Source organism: Rothia sp. P5764, from assembly GCF_048512965.1.
Lineage (GTDB): Bacteria > Actinomycetota > Actinomycetes > Actinomycetales > Micrococcaceae > Rothia.
Map to the genome: position 1 here is coordinate 20,274 of NZ_JBLXXQ010000007.1, position 15,071 is coordinate 35,344.

At 58.0% G+C, this 15,071-nt stretch carries 12 protein-coding genes and 1 riboswitch; of the genes, 8 read left to right on the top strand and 4 right to left on the bottom strand.

Going from position 1 to position 15,071, the window contains the following annotated elements; all coding sequences use genetic code 11:
• Nucleotides 1-14: 14 nt before the first annotated feature.
• Both ACN08Y_RS09505 and ACN08Y_RS09510 read right to left on the bottom strand, forming a co-directional pair.
• Nucleotides 15-1,340, bottom strand: a complete 1,326-nt coding sequence (locus tag ACN08Y_RS09505) for an MFS transporter (RefSeq protein ID WP_419104346.1) — start codon at nucleotides 1,338-1,340, stop codon at nucleotides 15-17.
• A gap of 123 nt (nucleotides 1,341-1,463) precedes the next feature.
• Nucleotides 1,464-1,733 carry a DUF4235 domain-containing protein gene (locus tag ACN08Y_RS09510; protein ID WP_419099974.1) on the bottom strand — a complete coding sequence of 90 codons (270 nt, stop codon included), beginning with the start codon at nucleotides 1,731-1,733 and terminating at the stop codon, nucleotides 1,464-1,466.
• Between the two features lie 270 nt (nucleotides 1,734-2,003).
• Here ACN08Y_RS09510 and ACN08Y_RS09515 point away from each other — a divergent pair, with 270 nt between their 5' ends.
• From ACN08Y_RS09515 to ACN08Y_RS09535, 5 genes are all read left to right on the top strand, one after another.
• A complete protein-coding gene (locus ACN08Y_RS09515; protein WP_419112519.1) occupies nucleotides 2,004-2,372 on the top strand; it encodes a thiol-disulfide oxidoreductase DCC family protein in 369 nt (122 codons plus the stop codon).
• A gap of 348 nt (nucleotides 2,373-2,720) precedes the next feature.
• A riboswitch (TPP riboswitch) is annotated at nucleotides 2,721-2,823 on the top strand.
• 55 nt (nucleotides 2,824-2,878) lie between these two features.
• Nucleotides 2,879-3,505 carry an ECF transporter S component gene (locus ACN08Y_RS09520; protein ID WP_419104348.1) on the top strand — a complete coding sequence of 209 codons (627 nt, stop codon included), beginning with the start codon at nucleotides 2,879-2,881 and terminating at the stop codon, nucleotides 3,503-3,505.
• Between the two features lie 4 nt (nucleotides 3,506-3,509).
• Nucleotides 3,510-5,120: an ABC transporter ATP-binding protein gene (locus tag ACN08Y_RS09525; protein ID WP_419112520.1), complete on the top strand. Its 1,611-nt coding sequence runs from the start codon at nucleotides 3,510-3,512 to the stop codon at nucleotides 5,118-5,120.
• Complete coding sequence (locus ACN08Y_RS09530) at nucleotides 5,110-5,910, top strand: energy-coupling factor transporter transmembrane component T family protein (protein ID WP_419099970.1); 801 nt, start codon at nucleotides 5,110-5,112, stop codon at nucleotides 5,908-5,910. Before ACN08Y_RS09525 ends, ACN08Y_RS09530 begins: the two co-directional genes overlap by 11 nt.
• Before the next feature lie 51 nt (nucleotides 5,911-5,961).
• Complete coding sequence (locus ACN08Y_RS09535; RefSeq protein WP_419112521.1) at nucleotides 5,962-6,843, top strand: aminotransferase class IV; 882 nt, start codon at nucleotides 5,962-5,964, stop codon at nucleotides 6,841-6,843.
• Between the two features lie 48 nt (nucleotides 6,844-6,891).
• Here ACN08Y_RS09535 and ACN08Y_RS09540 read toward each other — a convergent pair whose 3' ends face one another.
• Nucleotides 6,892-8,112, bottom strand: coding sequence for a multidrug effflux MFS transporter (locus tag ACN08Y_RS09540; protein ID WP_419099968.1), 1,221 nt, complete (start codon nucleotides 8,110-8,112; stop codon nucleotides 6,892-6,894).
• A 13-nt stretch (nucleotides 8,113-8,125) separates the two neighbouring features.
• Complete coding sequence (locus ACN08Y_RS09545; RefSeq protein WP_419111224.1) at nucleotides 8,126-8,773, bottom strand: hypothetical protein; 648 nt, start codon at nucleotides 8,771-8,773, stop codon at nucleotides 8,126-8,128.
• A gap of 127 nt (nucleotides 8,774-8,900) precedes the next feature.
• Between ACN08Y_RS09545 and ACN08Y_RS09550 the strand changes: the two genes are divergently transcribed.
• The 3 genes from ACN08Y_RS09550 (at nucleotide 8,901) to dnaK (ending at nucleotide 15,069) form a co-directional block, all read left to right on the top strand.
• Entirely contained in the window at nucleotides 8,901-11,642 is a 2,742-nt protein-coding gene (locus tag ACN08Y_RS09550; protein ID WP_419112522.1) for a DEAD/DEAH box helicase, read from the top strand.
• Between the two features lie 94 nt (nucleotides 11,643-11,736).
• The gene (locus ACN08Y_RS09555) at nucleotides 11,737-12,459 is read left to right on the top strand and encodes a hypothetical protein (RefSeq protein WP_419112523.1); all 723 of its coding nucleotides are present in this window, start codon (nucleotides 11,737-11,739) and stop codon (nucleotides 12,457-12,459) included.
• A 762-nt stretch (nucleotides 12,460-13,221) separates the two neighbouring features.
• On the top strand, nucleotides 13,222-15,069 hold the full coding sequence (gene dnaK, locus ACN08Y_RS09560; RefSeq protein ID WP_419099964.1) for a molecular chaperone DnaK: 1,848 nt from the start codon (nucleotides 13,222-13,224) through the stop codon (nucleotides 15,067-15,069).
• The last annotated feature ends 2 nt before the right edge of the window (nucleotides 15,070-15,071 follow it).

The window sequence follows — 15,071 nt, forward strand, 5'->3', positions numbered from 1 at the left end:
TACCTTGCCTGGTCCTAGCTGTTAGCTGAGCTGGCTGATTTTCTGACTTTGGGATCTTTGATGGGGATGATCAGAAGCAGGCCTACAAAGAGGACGAGGGTGATACCTAAAATGCCCCAGAGCTGGTTGCCGGTCAGGGTCACGCAGAGCCCGAAGAGACCCGGTGCCAGGAAGCTGGCGGCGCGTCCGGTGGTGGAGTAGAGGCCGTAAATCTCGCCTTCCTTGCCTTCCTCGGTGAGCCTGCCGAGGTAGGAGCGGGCGGCTGACTGGGCGGGTCCTACGAAGGCACAGAGGGTGAGCCCGCAGACCCAGAACATGGTGGTGGAGGGCCAGATGAGCAGGGGAAGGGAGACAGCGATGAGAGCGCTCAGAGAGAAAATGATGACCCGTTTGGGGCCGAGAGCGTCATCGAGGTAGCCCCCTAGCATAGCGCCAGCACCGGCGACAATGTTGCCGAAAATCGCGAAGATAATGACTTGGTTAGTGCTAAATCCGAAGGAGCCTGCTGCCAGGACACCACCGAAGGTAAAGATGCCGTTGAGGCCGTCACGGAAGACCGCTGAGGAGACCAGGAAGTAGAGGGTGGTGGGTGCTTCCTTGCGGAGCTTCTTGACCGTGGCAAAGAGCTCCTTGTAGGAGTCGAGAAGACTTGCCTTTTCCTGGGGTGCGCGTTCGGGTTTGGGCAGTGAACGGGCTTTGAGCATGAGCGGTAGGGAGAAGATAAATGCCCAGGCCGCTGAGAAGAGCGCTACGGCACGAATGTTGTAGGCCTGGTCTGTGGGGATGCCCAGCAGGCCGGGGGTGACGAAACCTAGGAGTACGATGCCCAGGGCAACAATGCCACCGATATAGCCTGCGGCCCATCCTGAGCCACTAATTTTGCCGATGGTTGCTTTAGTAGAAATTGCTGGCAGGATGGCGTTGTAGTTGACCACCGCAAACTCGTTGACCAGGTTACCTAAGGAAAGTAAAGCAACGCCCAGTAAGAGATATTGGGGAGCGGGTGCGACGAAGAAGCAGAGGGCCATAATTGCCGCCAGGAGCATACTGTTGACGCCTAGCCACAGGGCTCGTCGGCCACTGGCGTCGGCTCGCTGGCCCGAAACCGGCGCCAAAAGAGCAATACAGAATCCAGCGATAGTTAGGCCGTAAGAGAGGACAGCGGAGCTGTGTTCCTTATCGCCAAAGCCGGTATTGCTGGTGAGGTAGACCGCGAAGACGAAGGTGGTCATAATCGCGTTGAAACTGGCGTTCCCAACGTCCCAGAGGGTCCAGGCGAAGACGGTGGAGCGGGGGGCTGGGGGCTTGGCTTCTAAGCTACCGGTGTGTGGTGAAGTCATGGGTCTATGATACTTGCCTCACCAGGTGCAACAGTGTTTTCTGTGGATGGTGGCGTAAAAAAGCCGGCCCTGCGGGCGCAGAGCCGGTTTAAGAAGGCGGATAAAAAGTTGAGCTGGTCAGCCTTAGACTTCTGCCTGCCCGCCGTTTTTGAGCTTTGACTTGGTCTCAATCTTGTGCTGGGCACGGGTGATGGACACCTTGATGAGGGTGCCTACCAGGCCGGTGATCAGTGACCAGAGGATGATGTCGCGCCAGCGTTCTTCCTCATTTGGGTTGTTTTCTGGCGGTTCGTTGCCGGTGATGCGAACCCAGCTAGCGGCTAGTACCTTGTTGGCCAGGGCGATACCGCCTAGAGAGGCGGCCGAGCCTGCAATTTTTGTGAGGGGGTTCATGAGGGATCCCTTCTGTTGGTGTGGCGGGCCGGATGGCCCCTTGCCCTAAGACTATCAGTACTTATTGTTAGGGTGTGAGTTGCCCGCTAGGGTTGGGGTATAGGGCAGGCAAAGTGAGCGCGGTCTGCTCCTGATGACTGAAGAGCTTATCAGGGGCTTAGGTAGGTGTTCGGGTAAGGGGGGGGGATCCTCACGGTGCTCCTGGTGGGGCCATGCCCTGTATTTTATGGATGTATGGCCTAGGCTGATAAACAAGATGGAGGTTTTTAGATGAAAGAATTGTTTATCTTTGATGGAAATTGTGGTTTTTGTACGAAAACCGTTGATTATCTTATTAAACTAGACAGAAATATGCTGGTGGATTTTATTCCTTACCAGGTGTTTGAAAAATCTAGCGAGCAAGAATATGCGTGTGATTTTAGTAAATCTATTGTTTACATAGAGAACCATCAGTATTTTACTGGGGCAGGGGGGTTTATGAAGTTTTTAGATAGAATTACCGGCCTGTCGCTGTTCTCAAGAATCTATAATTTTCCCTTGCTGGGTTCCTGCATGGAGGCCGTTTATAGACTTGTCGCTAAGAATAGGAGGTACCTTCCAGGAACTACCCCTTGGTGTGATAGGCAAAATAATTGCTAGCCCTAGAGTATCTAAAGAGTAGTTTTTATAGACACGAGTCTGATTATAAAAATAGAAACTCCCAGTTTCGGTCTTATTTTTTCACAATGCCTGGAATGAATGGATAGTAACCAGTGTTGTGCTGGGGGCCTTTATTCAGCCGCTGTAGTGGAATGTGGAGGGCGCGGCAGTTCACCTTCCTTACCGTCGATGGGATCATGAGCCACCTCATGATTGCTGTAGCTTATGCACAAAGACACTAGGGAAGTCCCGCAGCCTGGATAACTGTTCATTTTCGTGGGTATCCCGGCTTGCTCTATACTGGAAGGGTTCCATGCTTGGGACCCCGCTCTATGACCGGCGGGTAACCATAAACGACAGGGGAGCGCCAGACTGGCGCTGAGAGTGCACATGCAGACCCTCCAACCTGATCCGGTTAGTACCGGCGCTAGGGAGTCGAAGTAAATAGGCGTACCCAGGTGCGCCGGTGCATGCCCCCTTTGCTGTTCTCACCAAAGGAAGGCTTTATGTCCAAGAAATCCGCGCTCACCTGGCGCGTCAACGATATCGTCGTAGCATCGGTGCTGGCCGTAGCTTGCGCCCTGATCTTCTGGCTCTGGTCAAATTTTGGCTACTCCGCCATCACTACCACCCTAGCCCTGGCCCCTGAATACTCCCCCTTAGCCGGGGGTGTCTGGCTACTTGCGGGTCTGCTGGGGGCCCTGGTCATCCGCAAACCCGGTGCAGCCCTTTACACCGAGATTCTGGCGGCAGTCATCGAGGCCCTCTTGGGCACCCACTACAACTTCACTGTAGTAATCTCTGGCCTAGTTCAGGGCCTGGGTGCTGAGCTGATATTCCTGATCTTCTTCTACAAGGTCTGGAACCTCGCCACCGCCATGCTGGCCGGTTTAGCCTCAGGTGCCGCTATGGGGATCTCAGAAATCATCATCTACTATGCCGGTGAGATGGTGGGTCAAAAAGCAGTCATCTATGTTCTGTGCTCTATGATCTCGGGCCTGGTTCTGGCCGGTCTGGTCTCCTGGTTGCTGGTGCGCGGTCTGGTCTCAACCGGCGCGCTAGATTCCCTGGCAGCAGGGCGGGCCGCTCGCAGGCCTTCCCGCCGGGGCGGACCAGCCAGCTCAAAGGGCTAGGGCGTTGACCGCAGAAGATCATCAGCTTGCGTCCCCCGGCCCAGAGTCAAGAGGCCGGGGGGCCCACTTCCGGGCCCGGGAGTTCGGGTGGCACTACCCGGGGCGGCCCAAGCCCACTTTCTCTAACTTGACCTTCGAGATTGAACCCGGTCAGAAGGTGCTCCTGGTGGGCCCCTCCGGTGCTGGTAAAACCACCCTGCTCCAGGCCTTAGGTGGCCTGCTAGAAGACGAAGACGGCCAATCCCAGTTGGGGGAGCTGTCCGTTAACGGCCTGACTCCCGCCCAATCACGCGGGACCTGCGGGCTCATGCAACAGGACCCGGAAAGCTCCGTGGTCCTAGCCAGGGTTGGTGATGACGTCGCTTTTGGCCCCGAGAATCTGTCCGTCCCCCGCACCCAGATCTGGGAGCGGGTCAAAAGCGCCCTCAAGGCCGTGGGTTTAGGCCACCTAGACTACAGCCGGTCAACATCGGCCCTTTCCGGCGGGCAGAAGCAACGGCTGGGGTTAGCCGGCATCCTAGCCATGAACCCAGGCGCCCTGCTGCTCGATGAGCCAACCGCCAACCTGGACCCCGCAGGTGTCATAGAGGTTCGAGACGCTGTGGTGGCAGCCTGCCAAGAGACAGGCTCAACCCTTGTTGTTATCGAACACCGCCTGGATATCTGGGCTCGGCACATGGACCGGATCATAGTGCTCGGCGCCAAGGGCGGTATCAGCCACGATGGTCCACCCGAACGCGTGCTCAGCCAGGCAGGCCAGGAACTCATTGATGCTGGTGTCTGGGTGCCAGGCTACCAGCCGCACCCACCGGCACCCACAAAGGACAGCCCTGCGCTGGGTCCACTTGTGCTAGAAGCCCGTGACTTGACCCTTACTCGCGCCTACCCCAGCCGTCGCCAGCTCAAGCACCGCGCTCGTGCCCTGGCATCGGGTCAAAAACCTACCCTAGACCTACCTGTAGTTGCTGAGGGTATCAACCTTCAGCTCTACGCTGGCAGTCACTTAGCCCTGCTAGGCCCCAACGGTTGTGGCAAATCAACCCTGGCTTTGACCCTGACCGGCCTGCTCTACCCGGTGGCCGGGCAGGTCATTGCCCACCCCCACCTGACCGGTGATCTGGCTGAGCGCTATCGGTCGGACATAGCCAGCTGGCCAGCAGCTGAACTGGCCGATCGAATTGGGTTGGTCTTCCAAGACCCAGAGCAACAGTTCATCGCACCCACTGTTAGAGCTGAACTGGAGTTTGGCCCCCGCCACCTGGCACGGGCCCGCAAGCAAAGCCTCGATGAAGCCTCCCTGGCCCAGGCTACCGACCAGCTCCTAGAACGCTTGAGGCTTACCCACCTGCAAGAGGCCAACCCCTTCACGCTCTCCGGTGGTGAAAAGCGCAGGCTCTCGGTGGCTACCGCGCTAGCGACCCAGCCTAAAATCCTGGTACTGGATGAGCCCACTTTCGGCCAGGACGCTCGAACCTGGAAGGAACTGGTCACCCTCATCCGAGAGCTTATCCAAGTAGGTACGGCAGTCATCTCTATCACTCACGATGCCGACTATGTTGCCGCCCTAGGCGGGGATACCTACAGCCTAGAAGGAGGGGGAAACCGTGGCCTATGATCCCTTCGCCGCTACCGCTGAGCGGCAAGGCGCCCTCGGTAGAATCAACGCCGGAGTCAAACTGGGGGCGACCTTCGCCCTGACCCTGGGGCTACTTTTAACTCAGGACTGGGTTACCTCCTTGACGGTGCTCTGCCTAGAGCTACTGGCCCTGCGATTGCTGGGACTTAGCCCCCTGGCACTCTTGGGTCGCTTTTGGCCCGTGCTCTTTGGCGCCCTGCTCTCGGGCTGGTCCACCTCCCTGCTAGCAGAAAAAACCGGCAGCACCCTGCTGCACTTTGGCCCTCTCTGGGTGAGCACCGGATCAGCGGCGGTAGGCATAGCCCTGATGCTTCGCGGGCTAGCTATGCTACTGCCCGGCATTTTCCTCATAGCAACCACCGACCCGACCGATATTGCAGACTCCCTAGCCCAGAGTCTCAAGCTACCGGCCAGGTTCGTGCTCGGTGCCCTGGCAGCCCTGCGGCTGGTGGGGTTGATGATGGCCGAATGGAATACCCTGGGGCAGGCTAGAAGGGCTAGAGGTTTGGGGTCCCAAGATACGCTCTGGCTTCGCGCTCGCACCCTGGGCGGGCAGACCTTCGCTCTGCTGGTGCAGGCCATCCGGCGCGGGAGCCGGTTAGCGACCACTATGGAGGCGCGTGGCTTTGGCCCGGGACCCCGCACCTGGGCGCGCGTGCCCAGCTACCGGTGGGCAGACCTCTGGTTCGCCCTGGGTACCCTTGGGCTATTGGTCTGCGGCTATCTTTTGGCCGCTTACACCGGGAACCTGACCTGGGTCTGGCAGTAAGCCAGCTATCTCGCTCTTACTGGGGGCCTGGTCAGGAGTAGGCTTAAGACTATGACTCATACAACCGTAGTAATGCTGACCCAGCAGAACCCCGCAGGGGAGCTGGTTGATGCCTCCACACCGCTGATTAATATTGAAGACCAGGGCCTCACCCGCGGCGACGGTGTCTTTGAAACCATGCTGGCTGCCAACCGCAAGGTGCGTAAGTTCGAGGCCCATCTGAGCCGTTTGACCGGATCAGCCCGAATCCTTGATTTGCCTCTGCCGGAGGAAGAGAAACTGCGCTCTGCGGTGCAACTGGCCGTTGATTCTGCTCTTGCCGGCCCCCAGACGGTACTGGGCGAAGAGCACACCGTCAAAATCATTATTTCGCGGGGAACCCCGGAAGAGGGGGCTCATACCTGGGTGACAGTGGCCCCCTCCTCACCTACCATTGTTCGCCAGCGCCAGGAGGGCGTGCGGGCCATGTTGCTACCGCGCGGCCACGACCCCGCCGACGACTCTGCCTACCCCTGGCTTCTAGCTGGGGCTAAGACCCTCTCCTATGCTGTGAACATGTCGGTCTTGCGCTATGTGGGTAAGCACGGTGCAGATGATGCTATCTGGGTGACCGATGACCGCCGTATCTTGGAGGGCGCTACCTCCTCTGTCATTGTTGCCAAGCGAAGCGGTGACCAGCGGGTGCTCTATACCCCTGAGCCTGCCCACGGCATCCTACCCGGTACTACCCAGGGGGCAATTTTTAAGGGGGCCCGTCAAGCTGGCTGGGAGCTGGGTTATGGCCCTCTTTACCCCCAAGACCTGCTCGAAGCGGATGCTGTGTGGCTGGCTTCCTCGGTGCGTCTGCTGGCGCCGGTGACCCACCTGAACGGTACGCCCTTAGCGCTGGATTCTGCCCTGACTGATGAGTTGATGGGTTACTTGGCAGGCTAACCGACAGCGTCCAATACTAGAGAGCGCGGCACTCCGGGGAAGGAGAACCTAGTTCTTAGCTTCCCGGGGTGTTCTCATCAGAGCCAGAACCGCCAACAGCGCGAAGCCGAACATGGTCACAGCCATGGGCAGGTAAGCCTGGCTACCGCCTAGGGCTACGAGCGGAGACGCTAAAGCACCCATGAGGGCCTGAGTTGTTCCCAGTAGAGCGGACCCTGCACCAGCTTCTTGCCGGACTTGGCTGAGCGCTAGAGCCGAAGCGTTACCCAGGACTAAGCCCAGGGAGCTGGTAAAAGTAAAGAGCAGAATCAGGGTCGGTAGCAGTGAGGCTCCCGCTAAAAAGTGCACCGTAAGTAAGGCTGAGGAGGCAAGCAGAGACCAGGCACCCCAGGTCAGCAACCTAACCGGGGCAAAATGGCTCACCAGGCGGGCATTAAGGCTAGAGACCAGAACAATACCCAGAGAGTTAAAACCAAAGACGTAGGTGAAATGAACCGCATCTAGCCCTAGCACCTTTTGTAGCAGGTAGGAGGAGCCAGAAATATAGGCAAAGAGCGCGCCGAAGGCTAGGACCATAGTCAGCATAAAGCCCCGGTAAGAGGGATTTTGGGCTACTTCAATCACGCCCCTGTAGGTGGAGGCTAGGCTGCCGCGACGTCGGCGTTCTAGGGGCAGGGATTCCTTGATAAAGGTAAGAACCAGGATCATGGACAGGGTGATGATCAGAGCCAGGAGCTTAAAAATATCTTGCCAACTACCGTAGCTAAGAACTATTCCCCCGAGGATGGGTGCTAGCACCGGGGCTAGGCCGTTAATCATCATCATAATGCTCATCAGGCGAGCTGTTTCTTTGCCCCTGGTGCTATCGGTGACGATAGCTCGTGAAAGTACCAGGCCGATAGAACCTGCGAACCCCATGAAGAACCTGGCTAAAATCAGGGCCTGAATAGTGGGCGCGAAGGCGCAGGCAAGGGTAGCTAGCGCACAGCAGAAAACACCGATGCGCAGAGGCAGTAATCTGCCTGTTTTGTCTGAGAGCGGGCCCACCAAAAACTGGCCACTACCCATGCCCAGCATGAAAGAAGTTAAGGTGAACTGGGTCAGCGCTGCACTGCTAGAAAATTCTTCTGCAATGGTCGGTAGGGCTGCCAGGTACATGTCGATAGCCAGAGGACCTACGGCGGTTAGGGAAGCAAGAGTGAAGATGGCGATCAGCGGGAGCCCTGCTGAGGGGCTATCTGCCTGTAGGTGGGCTTGTTTGGGGGTCATGCTTCCTCTTTGCTTATCGGGTGGTCTCGGGCCAAGCATATTCTACGGTGTGGGGGCCCTCAGTTGGGCGGTAGGTGACCTGTACCGCATGGTAGATGTGGCGGTAGTGGCTATAGAGGGCTTCTTCCTGCAGGGCCCACCTGTCCCAGTAGGGGCGGTAGGTGTCACCGTCACGGATCAGAGCGCGGTCTTTGCGAGTGAGGGTATCTAGCTCTATGAGGATTCCCAGGTCGTGGGTACCGCAGAGCGCGCCAACCCCTTCGGCCAGGACAATACTGCCGGCCGGTGCCTGGGCTGGGGTAAAAATATGCGGGCCGGTTGCTTGCCCGCTCTGCCAGTCCCAGCCGTACCAGAGGGGAGTGGGCCCTGGGTCAGTGCCGTCCCCGGTCAGGCTGAGCGCTAATTCCTGCCAGGTCTGCACAGCCTGAGCTAGGCCGTCCCACCCCTGGTAGAGGTCCTCGAGGTGGAAGAGCTCAACGGTGGTTCCGGCGGTTGCCAGAATATCTTGTATCTGGCGGGCCAGGGTAGTTTTGCCTGAGCCGCTCCGCCCGTCGATAGCTACCAGGTAGGGGCCTTGAGCCAGTTTGCCCAGCTGGGTGGCCTGCGCGTGGGCCTCCAGCATGAAGCTACCTAAATCATCGGCGCTGGTGAATGTGGGCACAAAGGTTTCCTTTCCTTTTGCTCCAGGCTATCGCACGGTGCCGGTCTGCTGGGCCATAATGGGACTCAGAGCACCTATCCCCGGCCCTTCACGCTCTGGGGCAAGGCATAAATTTTAAGGAGACCCCATGACAGCTGATCTTTTGCGCCAGGCAGAGATACTTCAGGGCTATGCCCAGCGTAGCCGCCAGGCCTTGGACGAGCTGAGCCAGCCAACCGCACCGCGTTTTAGCTTGCCCGAGGGCTATAGCGGGTCCCTTTACCGGTTTGCGCCGCTCTCGCCCCAGAGTATTGCGGGGTTGAGTTCCTGGCTTCACCAGCAGTTTTGGCGTCAGCAGAGCCCCGCGACCCTGGATGATTTGCGTGCTTTAGCCGCTGCCGATGCTGGGCTGGCCCAGATGACCGCAGATATTCAGGCCGCTTCCGGCGGTCTGGTCAGTAAGCTCTTCGGTGGCGGTGAGAAGAAACGGCGCGCTGAGGCCGCTACCGCCGCTCTCTCCGAACGCGTAGTCAGTACCTCATCGGCTGTGAGCAGGCTCCAGCCCCTCTTTGAGCAGCTAGCCCAGCTCGATACCATCAGCCCCGAAGCTGCCCTAGCCGAGAACAAGCTGGGCCTCAGGGACGTAGCTGCCCGTGCTGTTGCCCGTTTTGCGGGTGAGCAGTGGGAAAACCCTGTCTTTGAAGAAGTACCTGTAGAGGCCCATGCTGCCTACCTGGCCATCTGGCAGGCCATTAACACTCCCGAACGTGCTCAGCTGATGACCGGCATGGGAAGGGATATGCAGGCTCTCAAAGCAGAACGTGCCCAGCTGACTCTGGCCGATATGCCCGTAGATAAGCTCCGGGATATTACCAGTGGAACTGTGCGCACCGCGCCACTCACCCAAGCCGGCATCACTACCGTCGCCCAGGTTCTCTCCCAAGGTTCACCTGCCGCCCTCACCCGAATCCCCGGGGTAGGGGAAACCACCGCCGCCCAAATCTACGCGGCCGCCACCCGCCTGCTCGACGAAGCCGCAGGCCAAGAAAAAGAAAACCTGGGCCAAACCCGCACCCCGGCCGCCGAGCGCATCCTCATCGGCCTCGACCGTCTGCGCGTCATTGACTCCACTATCGGCGACAGCGACCTGCTGGATCGCTTGAGCAGCTATGCGCCCCTCCTCACTCAGCCTGTGCCCACCACCGGCCCCCTCTTCATCGCTGTGGGCGATGATCCCACCGACTACCAGCAACTCCTCACCGACCTAGAATGGTGCCGCACCCATGCGCCCCTGAACGTACCTGCGGCCACCTGGCTCACCGCCGACCAAGCCTGGGCAGGCTACCTAGCTGATCCTGCCGCCCACCAGGCCCTCCTTGCCCACTACCTGGGTAACGAAACCATCGGCGACGCCTATCTGCCCGCTGAAATCTTCGAACGCATCCGCAAATTCCCCCTCGACCTTACCGGCCTTAAGGCCACCCTCCGCGGCTACCAAAACTACGGCACTAAATTCATGCTGGCCCAAAAGAAAATTATCCTGGGCGACGAAATGGGCCTCGGTAAAACCATGCAAACTCTTGCCGCCCTCACCCACCTGGCCAATAAGGGCAAAACCCACTTCATCGTGGTCTGCCCCGCCTCTCTCGTCATCAACTGGGAACGCGAAACCCAAAAATTCACCGCCATTAGTACCTACCTGGCCCACGGCGACAGCCGCGAAGAAGCCCTCTCCAACTGGAAAGCTAAAGGCGGCCTGCTGATTACCACCTACGACGGTGCCCGCCTCTACTCCGACGGCACCTGGCGCGCCGACGCCGTGGTAGCCGACGAAGCCCACCTCATCAAAAACAAGGATGCCCAGCGCTCACAGGCAGTATCCGCCCTGGTGCGCAGTGCCGAATACGCCGTCCTCCTCTCCGGTACCCCCATGGAAAACAAGGTCAGTGAGTTCGTCACCCTGGTGGACTACCTGCAACCCCAGCTGGTAGCCGAAGCCGGCATGGACAGCCTCCTAGCCAGCGAATTCCGGGCCCGCATTGCCCCCGCCTACCTACGACGCAACCAAAAAGACGTGCTCTCCGAACTACCGGATATGACCGAGCACCGCGACTGGCTCGAACTCACCCCCGGTGACACCGATGCCTACCGCCAGGCCGTAGCCGATGGAAACTTCTCCCTTATGCGCCGCGCCGCCTGGTCCGCCGATGAATCCGCCAAACTCACGCGCCTGCTCGAAATCGTAGAAGAAGCCACCGCCGCCGACCGCAAGGTCCTGGTCTTCTCCTTCTTCCTGAGCGTGCTCTCCCGTCTCGAAGCCGCCCTTGGTGACAAGGTTGTCGGCCTTATTACCGGCGCTATGCCTCCCACCGACCGCCAAGATACCGTTGACGGCCTAGCCACCGCGCCCTCCGGCTCCGTCCTACTGGCCCAAATTACCGCTGCCGGTGCCGGACTGAACATTCAAAGCGCATCTATTGTGGTGCTGGCTGAACCCCAGTTCAAACCCACTATTGAGGCCCAGGCTATTGCACGAGCTCACCGTATGGGCCAAACCCACACCGTGGATGTCTTCCGCCTGCTCGGCGCAGATACCGTGGACGAACGCATGATTGACTTGCTGGGTATCAAATCCCAGCTCTTTGACGAATACGCCCGCATCTCGGCGGCCAAGGACTCAGCCGCCGAGTCCGTGGATATTTCAGACTCCAAGATGGCCTCGCAAATTATTGCCGAAGAGCGTGCACGCCTGGGTTTGGAATCCAACCGATCACTGGAGGATGACCAGGGAACTCAAGATGATCCGAGGACCCAAGCTGACCTAGGAGGAGAGGATAACCGGCCCCTGGAAGTGTCTGTTGGTGACCAGGCTAGTCAGAGCGATAAGTAATATTGTTCTCCAGCCGGAAGAGAAGATGATAGTTTTACAGGGACGTTCTAGGTCATCTCAGATGCCCTGGTTATAAGAAGAGAGAAGGCAAGCTGTGTCTCAAAATCCCTATAATCCCCAGTCTCCGCAAAACCCGCAGAACCCGCAGAACCACGATCATCCTGAAACTACTCCTGGGCTTGAGCAGACTAATACTCCTCATCCTGAGCAGGGAGCTACCCCTGGCCAGGAGCCCCTGGCTGATGGGCGGGCAGATTCGCCCCAGCACGAGAGTAATCTGCCTCCTGCGCCGGCTCAGCCTGGAGCGGGGGAGCCTGCCCCGAAGAGTAAAAAAGGCTTGATGATTGGTCTTCTGTTAGGCCTGGGCGTGGTCATTGCTGTTGCGAGTAGTTTCTTTCTGCTGTCTGGCCCAAAGACCAAGACCTATGAGGACCTTACTCAGGGCATGACAGAAATAGGTAAAGAGAAAGGGATGGAGTTCTGCGCTGACTATCAGGACACTGTGCTCAATGACGCTAAGCCCCTGGATCAGGTTGAAGATATTCCCGATGACACTCAGGTCTTTTTCTGCTCCTCGGTGGATATGACTAGCTTGGAGACCCTGATGTCTGCTGATATGTCTCAGAATCCTAAAATGATGGTGGGGCTCTTCTCGGCGAGTGAATTTACCAGAGAAGATTTTGGTGACCTAGGGGAATTAGAAGATGGGCAATGGTCTTTGGCTGATGATCACTGGGGTGTGTTCTCTAATGTAGATGATGCTAAGGAGCTGGCTCAAAAAACTCTGGGTGGAAACCTGGTTGAGAGCAAAGAGTAAAAAGCTCCTTTTGGCGGCGCTGTAGGCGCCTGTCGCTGAGAGTTTTCGATGGCTTGTGTATAATACACAGGTACACACACTTGATGGGTGCTCTTGAGAGGTTGTCTAGCTTCCGGTTCATACAGCAGTGAGCTGTTGAGTATCCATACGCCAGTTTCTTGAGTTCTTTCGAGATGACGAAAGCCCCGTAGGCCACACACCTACGGGGCTTTTGCGTTGCCCAGAAAGATACTAGGTAACTACCCGGCACACACTTAGAATCGGACAAGCAAGGTTAGCGCCCAAAGAGCTTGGCGAAGAAGCCACCGCTTGGTACAGCTACCGCTTTCTCTGCTTCAGTATGCTTGCCATTGCACCATTGTCCAGGAGGGACTGAAGCCTTCACGGTATCTATATGCTGACCACAGCCAGCCCAAGTGGTCTTAGAACACAGCTTGCAGGTAACAGGACGGCACATTATTTTCTCCTAAAGCGAGGAATCTTTCACAAATAATTATACCCCCAGGGGTATTAAATCAAGTAACGGGGTGCTGGGGTCGTGAAGCCTGTAGAGGTGAGAAGTGGGTGTTTTGCTTGGGGTGGCCTGACCGTCCGCTGCAGATGAATAAATTTATTGCAAAAAAGTTGAGTCTTTTACACTCAACTCTCTTGACTTCTGTTTCAAATCTGTCAGACTAGAGAGTGAGCCAAACGGATTGAGCCTATTTGACTCAAGATGTTTGCAAGACTTTCAAGTAACCCAACTCAATAGGAGAACACATCATGGCACGTGCAGTAGGCATTGACCTCGGTACCACCAACTCAGTTGTATCAGTCCTCGAAGGCGGCGAGCCCGTCGTTATCGCAAACGCCGAGGGCGCCCGCACCACCCCCTCCGTCGTTGCCTTCAGCAAGGATGGCGAAGTCCTGGTAGGCGACGTCGCCAAGCGTCAGGCAGTTACCAACGTTGACCGCACCATCGCATCCGTCAAGCGTCATATGGGCACCACCTGGACCCAGGAGATCGACGGCAAGCCCTACACCGCTCAGGAAATCTCAGCTCGTACCCTCATGAAGCTCAAGGGTGACGCGGAGGCCTACCTGAACGATAAGGTCACCGACGCAGTTATTACCGTTCCCGCCTACTTCAACGACGCTGAGCGTCAGGCCACCAAGGAAGCCGGTGAAATCGCCGGCCTCAACGTCCTGCGTATCGTCAACGAACCCACTGCCGCAGCACTCGCCTACGGCCTGGACAAGGGCAACGAAGACGAACTGATCCTGGTATTCGACCTCGGTGGCGGTACCTTCGACGTCTCCCTGCTCGAAGTTGGTAAGGACGAAGACGGCTTCTCCACCATCCAGGTTCGCGCAACCTCGGGCGATAACCGCCTGGGTGGCGACGACTGGGACCAGCGCATCGTTGACTGGCTCCTGGAGCAGGTCAAGTCCAAGACCGGCGCCGACCTATCCAAGGACAAGATCGCTCTCCAGCGTCTGCGTGAGGCCGCTGAGCAGGCCAAGAAGGAACTCTCTTCTGCAACCTCCACCAACATCTCCCTGCAGTACCTCTCCGTTACCCCCGAGGGCCCCATCCACCTGGACGAGAAGCTGACCCGCGCCAAGTTCCAGGACATGACCAGCGACCTGATCGAGCGCACCAAGAAGCCCTTCAACGACGTTATCGCTGAGGCAGACGTTAAGGTTTCGGACATCGCTCACATCGTTCTGGTCGGTGGCTCAACCCGTATGCCCGCAGTAACCGAGGTAGTCAAGGAACTCTCCGGTGGCCGCGAACCCAACAAGGGTGTTAACCCCGATGAGGTTGTCGCCATGGGTGCAGCCCTGCAGGCCGGTGTGCTGAAGGGTGAGCGCAAGGACGTTCTGCTGATTGACGTCACCCCCCTCTCCCTGGGTATCGAGACCAAGGGCGGCGTGATGACCAAGCTGATTGAGCGCAACACCGCGATACCCACCAAGCGCTCTGAAACCTTCACCACCGCTGAGGACAACCAGCCCTCCGTATCGATTCAGGTTTTCCAGGGTGAGCGCGAGTTCACTCGCGACAACAAGAACCTGGGCACCTTCGAACTGACCGGTATCGCCCCCGCTCCTCGTGGCGTACCCCAGATTGAGGTCACCTTCGACATCGATGCTAACGGCATCGTTCACGTCTCCGCTAAGGACAAGGGCACCGGCAAGGAGCAGTCCATGACCATCACCGGCGGTACCTCACTCTCCAAGGACGACATCGACCGCATGGTCAAGGACGCTGAGGCTCACGCAGAGCAGGACAAGGCACGCCGCGAGGCCGCCGAGACCCGCAACGCCGCCGAGAACTCCGCTTACTCCATCGAGAAGCTCATCAAGGAAAACGGTGACAAGCTGCCCGAGGATGTCAAGACCGAGGTTCAGGCTGACGTTGACGCCCTGAAGGCCGCCCTTGAAGGTGAAGACGACGAAGCCGTCAAGACCGCCTTCGAGAAGCTGCAGGCTTCACAGACCAAGCTGGGTGAAGCTCTCTACGCCCAGGCTCAGGCTGATGCCGCCGCCGGCGAGGGGGAACAGGCTGAAGACGATGACGTTGTTGATGCCGAAGTAATCGATGAAGACGACGAGAAGAAGAACTAATC

Excerpts from the sequence above, each read along its gene's own strand:
- ACN08Y_RS09510 (WP_419099974.1), bottom strand. The coding sequence starts at position 1,733 with ATGAACCCCCTCACAAAAATTGCAGGCTCGGCCGCCTCTCTAGGCGGT.
- ACN08Y_RS09535 (WP_419112521.1), top strand. The coding sequence starts at position 5,962 with ATGACTCATACAACCGTAGTAATGCTGACCCAGCAGAACCCCGCAGGG.
- ACN08Y_RS09515 (WP_419112519.1), top strand. The coding sequence starts at position 2,004 with ATGAAAGAATTGTTTATCTTTGATGGAAATTGTGGTTTTTGTACGAAA.
- ACN08Y_RS09520 (WP_419104348.1), top strand. The coding sequence starts at position 2,879 with ATGTCCAAGAAATCCGCGCTCACCTGGCGCGTCAACGATATCGTCGTA.
- ACN08Y_RS09550 (WP_419112522.1), top strand. The coding sequence starts at position 8,901 with ATGACAGCTGATCTTTTGCGCCAGGCAGAGATACTTCAGGGCTATGCC.
- dnaK (WP_419099964.1), top strand. The coding sequence starts at position 13,222 with ATGGCACGTGCAGTAGGCATTGACCTCGGTACCACCAACTCAGTTGTA.
- ACN08Y_RS09505 (WP_419104346.1), bottom strand. The coding sequence starts at position 1,340 with ATGACTTCACCACACACCGGTAGCTTAGAAGCCAAGCCCCCAGCCCCC.
- ACN08Y_RS09540 (WP_419099968.1), bottom strand. The coding sequence starts at position 8,112 with ATGACCCCCAAACAAGCCCACCTACAGGCAGATAGCCCCTCAGCAGGG.